This window comes from Pseudoduganella sp. RAF53_2, from assembly GCF_052113985.1.
In the GTDB taxonomy this organism is placed as follows: Bacteria; Pseudomonadota; Gammaproteobacteria; order Burkholderiales; family Burkholderiaceae_D; genus Rugamonas.
The window spans coordinates 1-14,447 of record NZ_JBFRDW010000065.1 but is presented as its reverse complement, the minus strand read 5'-3'; the positions used below and the strand labels follow the sequence as shown (position 1 = coordinate 14,447).

General features: G+C 61.9%; 14 protein-coding genes. 7 read left to right on the top strand and 7 right to left on the bottom strand.

What is annotated here, in order from left to right:
- Positions 1 to 502: hypothetical protein (locus AB4Z11_RS06320; protein ID WP_442023528.1), on the top strand; the 502-nt coding region annotated here is incomplete at its 5' end.
- On the opposite strand, the gene AB4Z11_RS06315 is transcribed toward AB4Z11_RS06320, so the two are convergent.
- Positions 499 to 1,614 carry a succinylglutamate desuccinylase/aspartoacylase family protein gene (locus tag AB4Z11_RS06315; protein ID WP_442023526.1) on the bottom strand — a complete coding sequence of 372 codons (1,116 nt, stop codon included), beginning with the start codon at positions 1,612 to 1,614 and terminating at the stop codon, positions 499 to 501. The two genes, AB4Z11_RS06320 and AB4Z11_RS06315, sit on opposite strands and share 4 nt — an antisense overlap.
- A 169-nt stretch (positions 1,615 to 1,783) precedes the next feature.
- Between AB4Z11_RS06315 and AB4Z11_RS06310 the strand changes: the two genes are divergently transcribed.
- Complete coding sequence (locus tag AB4Z11_RS06310) at positions 1,784 to 2,197, top strand: DUF2061 domain-containing protein (protein WP_442023524.1); 414 nt, start codon at positions 1,784 to 1,786, stop codon at positions 2,195 to 2,197.
- Here AB4Z11_RS06310 and AB4Z11_RS06305 read toward each other — a convergent pair whose 3' ends face one another.
- The 5 genes from AB4Z11_RS06305 to AB4Z11_RS06285 form a co-directional block, all read right to left on the bottom strand.
- On the bottom strand, positions 2,198 to 4,312 hold the full coding sequence (locus AB4Z11_RS06305; RefSeq protein WP_442023522.1) for an alpha/beta hydrolase domain-containing protein: 2,115 nt from the start codon (positions 4,310 to 4,312) through the stop codon (positions 2,198 to 2,200).
- A complete protein-coding gene (locus AB4Z11_RS06300; protein WP_442023520.1) occupies positions 4,312 to 6,966 on the bottom strand; it encodes a DNA topoisomerase III in 2,655 nt (884 codons plus the stop codon). The genes AB4Z11_RS06305 and AB4Z11_RS06300 overlap by 1 nt, the downstream gene beginning before the upstream one ends.
- 161 nt (positions 6,967 to 7,127) lie before the next feature.
- Positions 7,128 to 7,592, bottom strand: coding sequence for a DUF494 family protein (locus AB4Z11_RS06295; protein ID WP_442023518.1), 465 nt, complete (start codon positions 7,590 to 7,592; stop codon positions 7,128 to 7,130).
- Positions 7,593 to 7,644: 52 nt separating this feature from the next.
- On the bottom strand, positions 7,645 to 9,096 hold the full coding sequence (gene dprA, locus AB4Z11_RS06290) for a DNA-processing protein DprA (protein WP_442023516.1): 1,452 nt from the start codon (positions 9,094 to 9,096) through the stop codon (positions 7,645 to 7,647).
- A 5-nt stretch (positions 9,097 to 9,101) separates the two neighbouring features.
- Positions 9,102 to 10,199, bottom strand: coding sequence for a LysM peptidoglycan-binding domain-containing protein (locus AB4Z11_RS06285; RefSeq protein ID WP_442023514.1), 1,098 nt, complete (start codon positions 10,197 to 10,199; stop codon positions 9,102 to 9,104).
- 172 nt (positions 10,200 to 10,371) lie between these two features.
- Here AB4Z11_RS06285 and def point away from each other — a divergent pair, with 172 nt between their 5' ends.
- Genes def through AB4Z11_RS06270 form a run of 3 tightly spaced genes read left to right on the top strand, consistent with a single transcriptional unit; the run spans position 10,372 to position 12,087 of the window.
- Positions 10,372 to 10,902, top strand: a complete 531-nt coding sequence (gene def, locus AB4Z11_RS06280; RefSeq protein ID WP_442023512.1) for a peptide deformylase — start codon at positions 10,372 to 10,374, stop codon at positions 10,900 to 10,902.
- A gap of 18 nt (positions 10,903 to 10,920) precedes the next feature.
- Positions 10,921 to 11,877 carry a methionyl-tRNA formyltransferase gene (gene fmt, locus AB4Z11_RS06275; protein WP_442023510.1) on the top strand — a complete coding sequence of 319 codons (957 nt, stop codon included), beginning with the start codon at positions 10,921 to 10,923 and terminating at the stop codon, positions 11,875 to 11,877.
- An 18-nt stretch (positions 11,878 to 11,895) separates the two neighbouring features.
- A complete protein-coding gene (locus AB4Z11_RS06270; protein ID WP_442023508.1) occupies positions 11,896 to 12,087 on the top strand; it encodes a helix-turn-helix domain-containing protein in 192 nt (63 codons plus the stop codon).
- On the opposite strand, the gene AB4Z11_RS06265 is transcribed toward AB4Z11_RS06270, so the two are convergent.
- Positions 12,084 to 12,950 (bottom strand): pirin family protein, encoded by an 867-nt coding sequence (locus AB4Z11_RS06265; protein ID WP_442023506.1) that lies wholly within the window; start codon positions 12,948 to 12,950, stop codon positions 12,084 to 12,086. The genes AB4Z11_RS06270 and AB4Z11_RS06265 overlap by 4 nt on opposite strands.
- 101 nt (positions 12,951 to 13,051) lie before the next feature.
- Here AB4Z11_RS06265 and AB4Z11_RS06260 point away from each other — a divergent pair, with 101 nt between their 5' ends.
- On the top strand, positions 13,052 to 13,957 hold the full coding sequence (locus AB4Z11_RS06260) for a LysR family transcriptional regulator (RefSeq protein WP_442023504.1): 906 nt from the start codon (positions 13,052 to 13,054) through the stop codon (positions 13,955 to 13,957).
- A 137-nt stretch (positions 13,958 to 14,094) separates the two neighbouring features.
- On the top strand, positions 14,095 to 14,447 hold a 353-nt coding region (locus AB4Z11_RS06255; protein WP_442023503.1), incomplete at its 3' end, for a homocysteine S-methyltransferase family protein.

Sequence of the window (14,447 nt, the reverse complement as noted above, 5' to 3'; positions counted from 1 at the left end):
CCGCAAAGGCATCTGGCGCAAGAACGGTGAAGTGGATCTGGTGACGCCGGTCTGGTGGTTCCAGGCCGAGCGCTATCACATCGACCTGCGCATCCCCGCCAATCACTGCCAGATGACCGGATTCGCCGGCACCACAGTCGTCGAAGGACAGCGCTGTGAATGGCAACCTGAAATCGCCTATCCTTTCGTCAGCCCCGAAGCCGACGCCGGCTGGCTGCGCATGGACAGCCACGACGCCATGCACGAAACCGGCATTGACGAAAGCTATGAGGAAGACTGGTATCGCGTGCCGACCGGCCCGATGCAAAGCCGCCGCAGCGTGGACCGCGCGACCGGAAAAATCACCTATGTCATCAGCTGCGAGGAATGGCACGCCATGGCTTGCGGACATCCCGACCAGCCGGCCGAAATCACCATCACGCACCGCACGCCATCCGGGGCCTGGCGCATCGTTGCGTCCACCATTCCGGCGCGTGAAAACGTGATCGTGCCCGCGCCTTAAAGACTGAGCAGGCTGCCGGTGCGGAAGGCTTTGGCGCCGGCGATCTTGGCCACGTTCATGCCGCGGATCACATAGCGGTGCGACAGGCGCGTGAACAGCACGCCGTCTATGCTGGCGTTCAGCTGCGTGGTATCGCCTGTGACCGGATCAATCAGGTCCGCAATCAGGTCGCCAGCTTTCACTTGCTGGCCCAGCTCCCGGCGATACACCAGCATGCCCGAATGGGGCGCATCCAGCCGCTCAGCGCCTTCCAGCGGCGTCGGTGCGCAGCTTGGCGCAGGCAGCACGATTGCGCCCATATCGACGATGTCCTGCACCGCCAGGTAGCGCAGGATCGCTTCCGCGTCGCGCTCCGCCAGCTCGTGGCTGACCGACACCTCGCCGCGCAGCTCCACCGTCACGGCGATACTGGCGGGCGGAATCGGATAGCGTGCGCCGAAATGAGCGGCCAGATCCCACCACGACCGGCTGCACGCCTCATCAAACGGCTCTCCGCCCGCGCCCAGCGTGTACAGCAAAGCGGACGCCTGCATCAGATCCGCCAGCGGCTGCACCGCATCGCACAGCGGCGTGCCCGCGTAGAGATGCAGCGCGCCTTCGTTTTCGCAATGCAGATCGAGCACAACGTCGGCGTCGATCGCCATCTGGAACAGGGCTTTCTTCAGCGTGGCGGTATCCGAATGCGGCTGCCACTCCGCCACGTATTCGCGCAGCAGCTGGCGGATGGTGCGCACATTGGCATCCGCGTTGTCGCTTAGCTGGCCTTCCAGCGCCCTTTTCAGGCGTTCGAAGTAATGCGGATAGCCGCGGTTGAAATTGATGCCGGTGCTGAAGTCAAAGCGGCCAAAGGGACGCTCATTCATCACCTGCGCCAAGCCAATCGGATTCGCAGCCGGAACCAGGATTACCTCACCCGTCACCTTGCCCTGCGCATCCAGCTCCTGCAGGCGCGAACGCAGCTTCTGGGCCGTCATCATGGCCGGCACCTCGTCCGCATGCAGCGCGGCCTGGATATAGGCCTTCCTCCCGCCCGGCTTGCCGAAGCGGTAACTGGTGAGTTCCACATGAATGCTGCCGTGGGCGGCTGAGATCGGGTGCTTGTCAGTTTGCATACGGCTGATTATGCGGTGGCCGAGTTTAATTGGCAAACGCTATCAGATCAGTTAAAACAATCAATTTCATCTATAAAATGAGAATCAATATCATTCACCTCAGAACCTCAACGCACATCGATACATCGATACATCGATACATCAACACATCGAACCAGGGAGCAGGAAAATGGTCACAGCAGCGAAAACAGTAAGCCAGGTCGCCACCCACATGGGCATCGGCTTTTCGCTGATGTATTTCCTGACCGGCTCCACGGCGCTCGGCGGCCTGGCCGCCGTGCTGGAGCCCATCGTGAATGTCGTGCTGCTGCCGCTCCATGAACGCTTCTGGCACGGTCTGCACAGGCGCTTTGCGCACAAACGCATGGCGTCGCTCGCGGCGGAGAAACTGAGCCAGACCATCATGCACATTGCGGTGGCCTTCGGCACGATGTACGCGGTTTCCGGTTCGCTGGCTTTCGGCGGAGTGGCCGCGATTCTTGAGCCAATCATGAACGTGGTGGTGATGCCGCTTCATGACAGCTGGTGGGAGCGCCTGAAGGAGCGTCTGGCGCGCGGCACTCCCGTCGCCGCCACTGCCTGATCAGGGCGCGAACAGGTAGCCGCAGCCTGCGCCCGCGGGGTCGCGTTGCTGGATGCGGTCATACAGTCCGACATTCTCTTTCATCGTGCGGTCCAGATCTTCCTGCAGCAGCAGGCCTGCTGCGACCTGGCGTTCTGCGGCAGCCTGGACGGCCTTCACAAAATCTTCACGCGTTGGATAGCGCGCTTCCAGGCTGGGGCGCGGGTCGTTGGCGGCGCTGCGCTCGGCCTCGGTGCGCGCGAATGGCAAGAAGCTCCCGTCAAAGCGCGAGGTGGCCCAGGCGAAGCCGGTTTCGGGCGCGCGCAGATTCCATCCGGTGTGCGTACCGAGCGGCGCCTGCAATTCAACGAGACGTACACCGCCACGGTCGTTGCCGTCCGCGTCAGGCGCAGGCACGCGCGTTTCGTAGGCTGCCAGCTGCAGCGGCGGCACGCGGTCGGCGATGCCTTGCGCCGCAAAGCGCGGCCCCTGGTCGAGACGCGGTTCGCGCAGGTTTTGCTGCGGCGGCGTGAGGCCGGCATTGACCGGGAAGGCCGTGCGGTAAGCGTCCACTGTCGTCAGCGTGCCGTCCTCCAGACGCGGGTAAGCGCTTGCTGGCGGCTCGGCGCTGCGTGCGGTCCAGTTATCCAGCGCGAGGATCAGCGCGCGCATCGGCAGGTAGTGGTCGCTGGTCGATACGCAGGCGGTGAACGGCGCCCTGGTGCGCGAGCGGCCGACGTAATGCTGGGCGCCCATGAAGCCGTACACGCGCACGTTTGGCGCGGGCGCAGCGTCGCTCATGCCATCAGGCGTGGTGTGGACCAGCGATGCGCCGCGGTTCCAATACTCCGTGGACGTATTGGAGATAACGACCTTCGGCAGCTTGCCGGATTTGTCGCGGGCGCGGTCCATGGTTGACGCAGTCGCACCGGTGACCGGGTCGCGCGTCGGCATGCTGGTGAAGGGGAAGCTGTCCGCCGGATAGTCATGCTCCTCCATCATCGACGGATGGCGCGTCGGCTGCACGAAGCGGCTGTTGAAGCCTGCCGATGCACCAGCTCCTGGCACTTCCATGTAAGCGCCATCGAAGGCCAGGCGGCCTTTCTCGTCCACGTTCAATCCATCATGCATCATGCGTCCGATCAAGCGGCCGGACTGGCTGATGCCGAAGATGAGCACATTCTTCGGGGCGGCTGCCCCTTCAAAGGGATTGTCGCGGAAGTAGGCCAGCAGGTCGCGGATGCCCGCCAGGCCAGCACCCGTGACACGCGGGTCTTTCACGGCATAGCGCACTTCGTAAATCGTATTGGGCTGGAAGCCGCCTTCCAGCTCGATGCGCCCCGGACCGCCCGGCTGTTCCGGCGCGACGAAGTGCCAGCGTGCGCGCGGCACCGGCTTGCGCGGCGCCTCCGGGCGATCGCGCTCCGTCAGTTCAGCCTTCGGGTCGTTGGGCGTTGCAGGTTCGTAGGTCAGACCGCGCATGCCTGCGTAAGTCGCGATTGGCACAGCGGCGTTGACGGTGAATTCATTCGCCACTGTGCCCCGCAAGCCTTTCGCCACGGGCGGCTTGAACACCAGCGGACGCGCGCCTGGCGCTTGTGGCGCTACGTCCCAGGTCCAGGCCGAGAACAGCAGCGTGAAACCGTGGCGCATCAGGAAGCCGTCGCCTGCATCGGCGGGAGTAGTGGGATCGTTGTTGACGGGACTTTTGCCATTCACCTGTCCCATGATGGCGATGCCGCCGCGATTGTTCACGTCGTACAGCAGCGTGCCTGCGGGCGCGCTGACGGGACGCAGCATCACAAATTCGCTGGAAAAGGTGACGCGGCCACGCTTGTCGCGCGGTGCGTATTTGAGATCAACGATTGAAGTATTGGCGGCGGCTTTGGGATCTAGCGCGAAGTGCGCAATGCCGCGGATTTTTTCGTAGGCGCCCATTTCTCCGAACGTTACGCCCGGCGCGAAAGGCACGCGCTCGATCACTTCAACGCGCTCGACGGCCGCTTTGGCGGACATCGAGCACACGAGCGCCGCGGCGGCCACGCCCAAACCCAGGGCGGAAACCTGGTGGCAGGCACGTCGTGCCTGCCACCGGCTTTGCGCTTGCGGTTTCGGCGATGGCGCGCCGGCGTTCATTAGGCCGCAGCCGTCTTTTTAGCGGCGGCCTTTTTGGCCGGAGCTTTTTTGGCAGCGGTCTTGGTTGCAGCCTTCTTGGCGGCCGGTTTCTTCGCTGCCGGTGCTGCTTCCTCGGTTGCCGGTGCCGCATCGGCGCCGTCGCCCTTGGCCGTTGCTGCCTTACCTTTGGCGGCCGGCTTGGCCTTGCGTTCTTCGAACTCGAAGCTGATCTTGCCGTCCTTGCCCCTCACGAGGAAGGCCTTGAACGGACGGCGCGTACGCTGCGAAATAAAGCCCGGCAGCAGATCGGTCTTGCCTTCGTTGAGCAGCTTGGCCATCTGCTCCGGCAGGATTTCCTGCTGCAGGATGATGCGGCCACTGCGGAAGTCGCAAGTCTTCGGCTTGGCAACCTGGTTTTCGCACACATAGGCCAGGCCCATTTCGTACACGCCAGCATTGCATTTCGGGCACGGGCCAAGCGGGGTCTGGCCGGTGAAGTCAACGCCTTCGCCGTCTTCGCCTTCCTCGTCGTTCTGGCCGAAGTCGAACTCCAGCTTGAAGTTCTTGATCTCTTCGTCACGCACGATGCGCAGGATCGCCGCGAACGGACGGCCCATCTTGGAGCGGAAGCCTTGCAGCGGGCCGATGGTGCGCTCGCGCAGCAGCTCTTCCACTTCCTCGATTTCGAACTGGCGGCCGCCCGGTGTCTTGGACATCGAGAACTCGCACTTGGTGCAAGCGAAACGGCGATAGTTTTCCTTCACCACGCTACCGCAGTTCGGGCACGGCTCCTTCATCGTGGCGTAATCGCCAGGGATGGTGTCGTTGTCGTATTCCTTGGCGCGCTTGACGATGATCTGGGTCATCTGCGCGATTTCGCGCATGAATTCTTCACGCGAGATGCGGCCGCGTTCCATCTGCGACAGCTTGTACTCCCACTCGCCGGTGAGTTCCGGTGCGGTCAGTTCATTCACGCCCAGGCCGCGCAGCAGCGTCATGAGCTGGAAGGCTTTCGCCGTCGGCATCAGTTCGCGGCCTTCGCGCAGCAGGTATTTCTCGGTCAGCAGGCCTTCGATGATGGCCGCGCGGGTTGCCGGCGTGCCGAGGCCCTTGCCGGCCATGGCGTCGCGCAGTTCGTCGGAGTCCACCAGCTTGCCGGCCGTTTCCATCGCGGACAGCAGCGTCGCTTCCGTGTAGCGTGCAGGCGGTTTGGTGACCAGGCCATTCGGCGTGACCTTCTCGGTCGCGACTTTCTCGCCTTTCGCCACCGGTACCAGGTTGCCGCTTTCCTTGTCGTCTTCGCTTGCCGCGTCCTTGCCGTAGATGGCCAGCCAGCCCGGGTTGGTCATCACCTTGCCTTCGGTCTTGAACTGGTGACCCGCGACTTCGGTGAAGCGCGTGGTCACCTGGAATTCAGCCGCCGGGAAGAACACCGCCATGAAGCGGCGCGTGACCAGGTCGTACAGCTTCTGCTCCGGCTCGGACAGGTTTTTCGGCGCGATGCCGGTCGGGATGATCGCAAAGTGGTCGCTGATCTTCGTATTGTCGAAGATGCGCTTGTTCGGCTTGACCCAGCCCTTGTCCAGAATCTGCTTGGCGAACTGGTTGTAATTGTGGCTTTCCTTGATGACCTCCAGCGTCTGCTTCACGGTCGGCAGATAGTCTTCCGGCAGATGGCGGGAATCGGTACGAGGGTAAGTCAGCACCTTGTGCTTCTCGTACAGCGCCTGCGCCAGGCCCAGGGTGTTCTTGGCCGAGAAACCGAAACGCGAGTTGGCTTCGCGCTGCAGCGAGGTCAGGTCGAACAGGCCCGGCGACATGGAAGTCGTCGGCTTCGACTCCTCGGTGACGCTGCCCGGCTTGCCCTTGCAGGCCAGCGCGATCGAATCAGCGGCAGCCTTGCTCCACAGGCGTTCGGCGCGCTTCTCGGGATCGTTCTCGTCCTTCTTGAAGCTGGTATCCAGCCAGCGGCCTTCGTAGATACCGGCAGCGCACACGAATTCCGCGCGCACTTCCCAGTAATCGCGGGAGACGAACTTCTTGATCTTCTCTTCACGCTCGACCACGATCGACAGGGTCGGCGTCTGCACGCGGCCCACGGTGGTCAGGTAGAAGCCGCCCTCTTTCGAATTGAAGGCCGTCATGGCGCGGGTGCCGTTGATGCCGATCAGCCAGTCCGCTTCGGAGCGGCAGCGCGCGGCATCGGCCAGCGGCAGCATTTCGTCGTCGCTGCGCAGATGGGTGAAGCCTTCGCGGATCGCGTTCGGCGTCATGGACTGCAACCACAGGCGCTTGATCGGCTGCTTGGCCTTGGCGTTCTGGGCGATCAGGCGGAAGATCAGTTCACCTTCGCGGCCCGCGTCACATGCGTTAATCAGGCCGGTGACGTCTTTACGTTTGATGAGTTTGTTCAGTACCTTGAGACGCGACTCTGTTTTGGCGATCGGATTCAGCGCGAAGTAAGGGGGAATCATCGGCAGATGGGTGAACGTCCACTTCCCGCGCTTGACGTCGTGCTCTTCCGGCACGGCGATTYCCAACAGGTGACCGACCGCCGAGGACAGGACGTACTCGTCGGATTCGAAATACTCATCGTGCTTGCTGAAGCCGCCAAGGGCCTTCGCGATATCGTTCGCGACGGAGGGTTTCTCGGCGATGATGAGGGTTTTGCTCATATTTATAGTTCTCGAAAATGCTTTAGGTTGTATGCGACAGGGCGCATGATACAACATTCGAAGTTGAACGCTGCCAGGGCGGCTACGTTGCCGTCAGCACAACACTGTAAATATAGTATGGAAACGGCGTGCGAGGGGGTATTCGCCGCCAAAAGATGCAATTAATGCAACAGACGCGGAGCCTGGTCTTCGTCCGAGCCGAACAGGTCGTCGAACATCAGCGCGTCCGGCTCTTTTCCCTGGCTCCACAACAGCATCAATACAATAATTTTAAGCTTGCCCAGCGACACAGGCGCTTCTTCCAGCGCCAGGGCACGTTCCACCACAATTTCGCGCTGCAAAGGAGTCAGCACGCCGGCACTCTCCAGGAACTGGATGAAACCGATGGCCTGGGAGCCGAGCATATCCTGTTCCTGCCGCACGTAGAAACGCATGCCGGTCGAGGACGACGACAGCGCGTGCTCCACGCCTGCCATTTCAGTCAGGTCGTTCAGCCAGACCAGCGCCTCGGAAATTTCTACGTCATCGAAACCGACAGCGGAGAGCTTCTTTGCCAATGCTGCGGGTTCAGGGCAGGCATCGGGGCGGTAATAGGTCTCGTACAGATAAACTAGGATGTCAAACATGGCGCTACTCTAGCAGGAGAATTCGGACGGGCACAAGTCCTACACCGGATCGTTACACTTTACAGCGCTGAAAAGCCCCACCTGGCAGCCTTTCCACCACACCTGCGAGTTCTAAAGCAAGCAAGCTTGCCTGCGTGTCACTTGGGTTTAGTTGCAACCTTGCTGCGAGTTCATCGGCACTCACCGGGTCATAACTTAACTGCTCCAACAGCTCGCTTGCTGTGCCTGTCAGCATGAAAGGAATGCTCTCCGGTGCACGCAGTCCGAGGTCTTCCAGCACGTGCTGCGCATTGGCCGCAAGCCTTGCGCCTTCACGGATTAGTGCATGGCAGCCTTGACTGAATGGCGACTGTGCGGAGCCTGGCATCACCAGCACTTCGCGTCCGAAATTCATGGCTTGATGCGCGGTGATGCGCGAGCCCGATCGCGCTGTTGCCTCGACCACCAGCGTAGCGCGCGCCATGCCGGCGATGATGCGATTGCGGATCGGGAAGTTCTGCGGTTGCGGTGATGCTCCCAGTGCAAACTCGCTGATAAGACAACCTTCTTTCGCAATGCGCCGCGCGAGGTCCGCATTGCGGCTTGGGTAGATGCGGTCGATGCCCGTGCCCACGATTGCTATCGTGCTGCCTGGTGCTTGCAGGCCGCCTACATGCGCGGCGGCGTYGATGCCTAGCGCCAGTCCCGACACGATCGCCAGGCCCTCACCGGCGACGGCTCGCGCGATTTCCTGCGCTTGCAGTTTGCCGCTGTGCGTGGCATTGCGGCTGCCAACGATTGCCAGCGCGTCCTTCTGCAGTAATTCGTAGCGGCCCTTTACGTATAGGACAAGCGGCGGATCAGGGATGTGGCGCAACGTTGGCGGATAGGCAGCGTCTTCCAGTGTGATGATGTTGTTCGCGTCGTCAGCGTTCTGCCATACCAGCGCGGCTTCGATCTCTTCGCGCACCTTGTCCGCCAGCGGCGCGTTCAACAGCCGCGCCGCCGCAGCCGTCATCACCGCCCGATCGCCATCTCTCACCACCACCCGCGGCGGCCTGTTCTTCCGCTTGCTACGCCGCGCCTCACCGCCCACGCCTGCCTCTGCCTCTGCCTCTGCGCCTGCGTTTGCGCTTGCGTATGCGTATGGCTCCGCGTCTTCGTCCGTGTCCGCGCCTTCACCACTATCGCCCGCCACGAGCTCCCAATCTTCCTCGCCTTCCTCCACCTTGCCATCTTCAGATTGCCCGCCTTCGCATGCGGCCGCGCCGTGGCTAGTGCTGCGGTCGGGCGCATTGCCGACGTCGTGCGCCGCCGTGGCGTCGCTGGAGGAAGACGCGCCCGCAGCGGGGGAATCGAAAGCGCGCGCGGCGGCCAGCACCGCTTGCGGGCTGCCGTATTCAGCGAGTAGGAGATTGGCGGTAAGCCGGGAGATGCCCAGCGTGCGTGCCAGGCGAAACCAAACCGCCAGGCTATCGAAGTCCTGGCGGTTGGGAGAGGGGGAAACCGTGTCCTGCACGGCCATCGGAATTACTCCGCTGATTTGGCGACGTCGCCCACCTCGACTGGTTCCGTCACCTGCATGATCAGGCCGTAGGAAATATGCTTGAACACGCGGAAGATAAACAAGCTGCCCACTTCCTCATCCGGCAGCTTGACCTTGGGGTCTTTCATGCCGAACCAGCCCTTGTCGGCGCTCGGATCGGAGACCTCCTTACCGCGATGGTACAGCTGCAGCACAGATCCGATATCGAGTCCGTCAAGCTTTCCGCGATTAATGCTCACAACCTGGTTCTGGCCGGCGTGGGTGACGCCGCCATAGATTGCCAGCACGTGTGCCTGGACATCAGCCTCCGGCGGATGCGGCACATAGTTCTGCATCGGCATCGGCGGCATTGCCATCAGCAAGTCGCCCTTGCCCATTTCTTCCTTGGCGCTGGCCACGGTGAAGGTATGCACATCGGAGCCGGCATCGGCGGCTTTGCTCAGTTTGAGCGTGCCGAGATAGAAAGCTTCAATGCCAACCACCTGTTGGGTAAGCGGGTCCTTCAGCGGCTTACCTGGACGGAACACCTGGAAGGACGTGCCGCCCTTCAGATCGCCACGCACATAGGCCTTGTCATCCTTACCGAGGAAGACGCGGTTCTCGCGGGTCGAGATGATGACGGGCGCACCTTTCAGCTCGTCATCTTCAATGATGAGCGGCTGGCTCAGGAATGGCTCGATCAGGCCGGAAGGAATGGATTGCACCGCATCCTTGCCGAGGCCCTGCATGCGCAGCTGAGGGGAAAGCTTGTAGTCGCTGACGCCACCATTGGCGTCGATCTTATTGCCGAGGCGCAGGCGGCCTGCAGCGCGGTCGAACCAGATGATCTGGCCTGGATAAATCCAGTGCGGATTGGCGATCTCTTCTTTGTTCATGCCCCATACCTGCGGCCAGCACCAGGGCTTCTCGAGGAAAGTCCCGGAAATGTCCCACAAGGTATCGCCCTTCACGACGGTATGGCTGTCGGGCGCATTGGGTTTGAAATCACATTGAATTGTCTTTGCCTGAGCCGAAACGGCCGTCACTCCGCAAAACAGTGCTGCGACCAACAGGCGAACGCGGTCTGTGCTAAAATTTTTCATGAATATGTCCGTTAAGTCGGCATGACGGACGGCCTGGGAAGGCTTGCCGAACTGCATCAAATTCTGCCCATATTACCCTGAACTAGCAAGAGAAACCACATTGCACAAACAGATGTGCGTGTTGCTTTTTGCCCCGTTCTCTCAGCCATTTATTATCGAGCCGTCAAGTCTAATGTCGAAATTGAACATCCTCCGCTACCCTGATCCACGCCTGCACAAGGTGGCCAAACCCGTTGCCGTGTTTGACGAGCGCATCGCCAAACTGGCTGAAGATATGGCCGAAACCATGTACGACGCGCCTGGTATCGGCCTGGCTGCGACCCAGGTGGATGTGCACGAGCGTGTCATCGTCATCGACGTCAGCGAAGACAAATCGGGCTTAACTGTTTTCATCAATCCCGAAATCCTGTGGTCGAGCGAAGAAAAGCAGGTGTATGACGAAGGCTGCCTGTCCGTTCCCGGCATTTACGACGGCGTGGAGCGCCCGGCCAAGGTCAAGGTGCGCGCGTACAACGTCAAAGGCGAAGCTTTCGAAGTGGACGCCGATGGCCTGCTGGCCGTCTGCATCCAGCACGAGATGGATCACCTGATGGGTAAAGTCTTCGTGGAATACCTGTCGCCCTTGAAACGTAACCGTATCAAGACCAAACTGCAGAAGGAAGAACGCGAGATCTCGCGCGAGCGCGCCGGCGGCCGCCGTTAATTCCTTCTGGGGGCACATATGAAAGTCATCTTTGCGGGTACGCCTGAATTTGCAGCCGTTGCGCTGCAGGCGCTGCATGAGGCAGGTTTCGAGATTCCCCTGGTGCTGACTCAGCCGGACCGCCCGGCCGGACGCGGCCTGCAGTTGCAGCCTTCCGCCGTCAAGCAGTACGCGCTGAAGCACGGCCTGCCGGTCGCGCAACCGCTGTCGCTGCGCATGGATGCGAAAGATCCGCAGCGCGCTGCCGAAGCCAGGGAAGCGCATGAGCGCCTGCTGGCCACTGATTACGATGTGATGGTGGTCGCGGCCTATGGCCTGATCCTGCCGCGCAGCACGCTCGACATCAAGCCCTGCATCAATATCCACGGTTCCGTGCTGCCGCGCTGGCGCGGCGCGGCGCCGATCCACCGCGCGATCGAAGCCGGTGATGCAGAAACCGGCGTGACCATCATGCAGATGGAAGAAGGCCTGGACACCGGCCCGATGCTGCTGATCGAGCGCACGCCGATCGGCCCCCAGGACACCACCGCCATCCTGCACGACCGCCTGGCCGCAATGGGTGCGCGCATGTGCGTGAAGGTGCTGCACAAGATGGAACAAGGTGTGTTCGAAGCAGTGCCGCAGCCGGAAAACGGCGTCACGTACGCGGCCAAGATTGCGAAGGAAGAAGCCGTGCTGGACTTCACCCAGTCCGCACGCGAAATCAGCCGCAAGATCCGCGCTTTCAATCCCTTCCCCGGCGCGCATGCGGACGTGAATGGCACCATCGTCAAGCTGTGGGGTGCCGAGATCCTGGACGGCGCCAGCAGCGCCGATCCGGGCCAGGTGCTGGCGGCCGATGCGCATCACGGCATCGTGGTCGCTTGCGGCRGTGGCTCGCTGCGTCTGACGGAACTGCAAAAACCGGGCGGCAAACGCCTGCCCGCATCGGAGTTCATCAAAGGCTTCCCTCTGGACGGGCAGCGCTTCAAATAACAGCATCAACTGGCGGCGGTGCGCGCCTTGCGCCGTGTGGTGGAGCCGGGCAGCTTCACCGCAGCCTCCGATGCGATGGACATCTCGCACACCATCGCCTCCCGCCAGCAATCATCAATCCCGGCCTACCGGCACCCTGTGCATCAACGCAGCGCTGGCCGGCGCGGCATTGCGACGGCGCAGGTCTATGCTCAGCGCGACTGGGCTTAGTGCGCAACGCGGCCAAACTTGCCGCGGTTGAAGTCTTCGACAGCCTGGGCTATTTCTTCATGGCTGTTCATTACAAACGGGCCATGTGCCACGACGGGTTCGTCGATGGGTTCACCGCTTAACAGCAGCACTGTCGCGTCCTGCGATGCTTCGATTGCGATTTGCTGGCCGGCGGTGTCGAGCACCACCAGTTGGCCTTCGCGCGCTGCGGCTTCGCCGTTCACCACTACGCTGCCGCGCAGGATGACCAGCGATGTGTTCCAGCCTTCGCGCAAGGTCAGTTGCGTTGTGCTGCCCTGCTTCAGGCGCAGGTCCCACACATTCATAGGCGTGAATGTGTGAGCAGGACCGGCGTTGCCGTCGTAGTCGCCAGCAATCACGCGCACACTGCCGGTGCCGCCGGGCAGATCCACCTGTGGGATGCTGGCGTCGGTAATGGCCTGATACGCAGGCGCCGTCATCTTGTCGCGCGCGGGCAGGTTGACCCACAGCTGCACCATCTCCAGCTGGCCGCCGCTGCGGGTGAATTCAGGCGAATGGAATTCTTCGTGCAGGATGCCGGCGCCCGCCGTCATCCATTGCACATCGCCGGGACCGATCACGCCGCCCTGCCCCGTCGAATCACGGTGCGCGACTTCACCTTTGTAGACGATGGTCACGGTTTCGAATCCACGGTGCGGATGGGCGCCTACGCCGCGCGGCCTATCCGTCGGCGTAAAGCTGGCCGGGCCTGCATAGTCGAGCAGCAGGAAGGGGCTGAGCTGCTTGCCGTGGCTGTGATGGGAGAACAGAGAGCGCACGGGGAAACCGTCGCCCACCCAATGCGGCTGCTGTGCGCTGTAGATGCCTTGGACTCGTTTCATTGCTATCTCCTTGTCTGATAAAGACAGGATAGATGCGGAACGATTGGAGCGGTAGTGTGCTAAATTGGCCAGCACAGTCCTAGCGGTAGAACGATGAAACGATGGAAGACCTCAACGATCTTTATTACTTCRCACAGGCCGTAGAACACGGCGGTTTCGCCCAGGCCGGCCGCGCGATCGGCATGCCCAAATCAAAGCTGAGTCGCCGCATCGCAGCGCTTGAAGACCGGCTGGGCGTGCGGCTGATTCATCGCACTACACGGCAGTTCACGGTCACCGAAGTCGGACAGACCTACTACGAACACTGCAAGGCGATGCTGGTGGAAGCGGAATCCGCACAGGAAGCAATTGCCACGGTCCGCGCGGAACCTAGCGGCGTGGTGCGCATTACCTGTCCGATCACGCTGCTGCACGTGCACGTTGGCGCCATGCTGGCCGAGTTCATGGCCACGCACCCGAACGTGCAGGTGCATCTTGAAGCCACCAATCGCCGCGTCGATCTGGTGGCGGAAGGCGTTGACATTGCACTGCGCGCACGCCCGCTGCCGCTTGAGGACAGCGACCTGATTATCCGCACGCTGGCCGACCGCGGCATCTGCCTCACCGCCAGCCCCGCGTTGATCGAGAAGATGGGTATGCCCACGGCGCCGTCGGAGCTGTCCGCGTGGCCCAGCCTGACGATCGGTTCGCCGCAGCAGACACACAGCTGGAATCTATTTGGTCCCAACGGCGCGCATGCGACCGTGATGCACCGGCCGCGCTTCATCACCACCGACATGATCGCGCTGCGCAATGCGGCGATGGCGGGCGTGGGCGTGGTGCAGCTGCCGATCCTGATGGTGCGCGACCAGTTAGCCGATGGCTCACTGGTGCGCCTGCTGCCGGAATGGGAGCCGCGCCGGGAAGTGATCCATGCCGTCTATCCTTCGCGACGCGGCTTGCTGCCCTCGGTGCGGGCACTGATCGACTTTCTGGCCGCGCGCTATGCGGCATTGCTGGAGGACTGAGTCGCCGGCAAGTCCAAAATCGCCGCCGTAGCGGTTTTCCGAACAAATCGTGGCAAAACGGGCCTGTTCCGAGGAGAAAATGCTGCTTTGCCGTATAATTTCAGACCCGCCCGTTGTTCCCTTTTGATAGGTTCAAAATGACTAAGTCGACTCGTCCCGCCTCCAAGACCGAAGCACAGCTGCGCGAAATGCTCGCGCGCCGCATCATGTTCCTTGATGGCGCGATGGGTACGATCATTCAGCAATACAAACTGGATGAGAAAGCCTACCGCGGCGAGCGTTTCGCCGACTTCGCGCCGCCCGCTGAAGCCGGCGCGCGCGAGCTGTTCGTGAAGGGCAATAACGAGCTGCTGACGCTGACCCAGCCGCACGTGATCCAGGAAATCCACGAGCGCTATCTGGCCGCCGGTGCGGATCTGATCGAAACCAACACCTTCGGCGCTACCACTGTCGCGCAGGACGATTACTTCATGGGCCACCTGGCCTACGA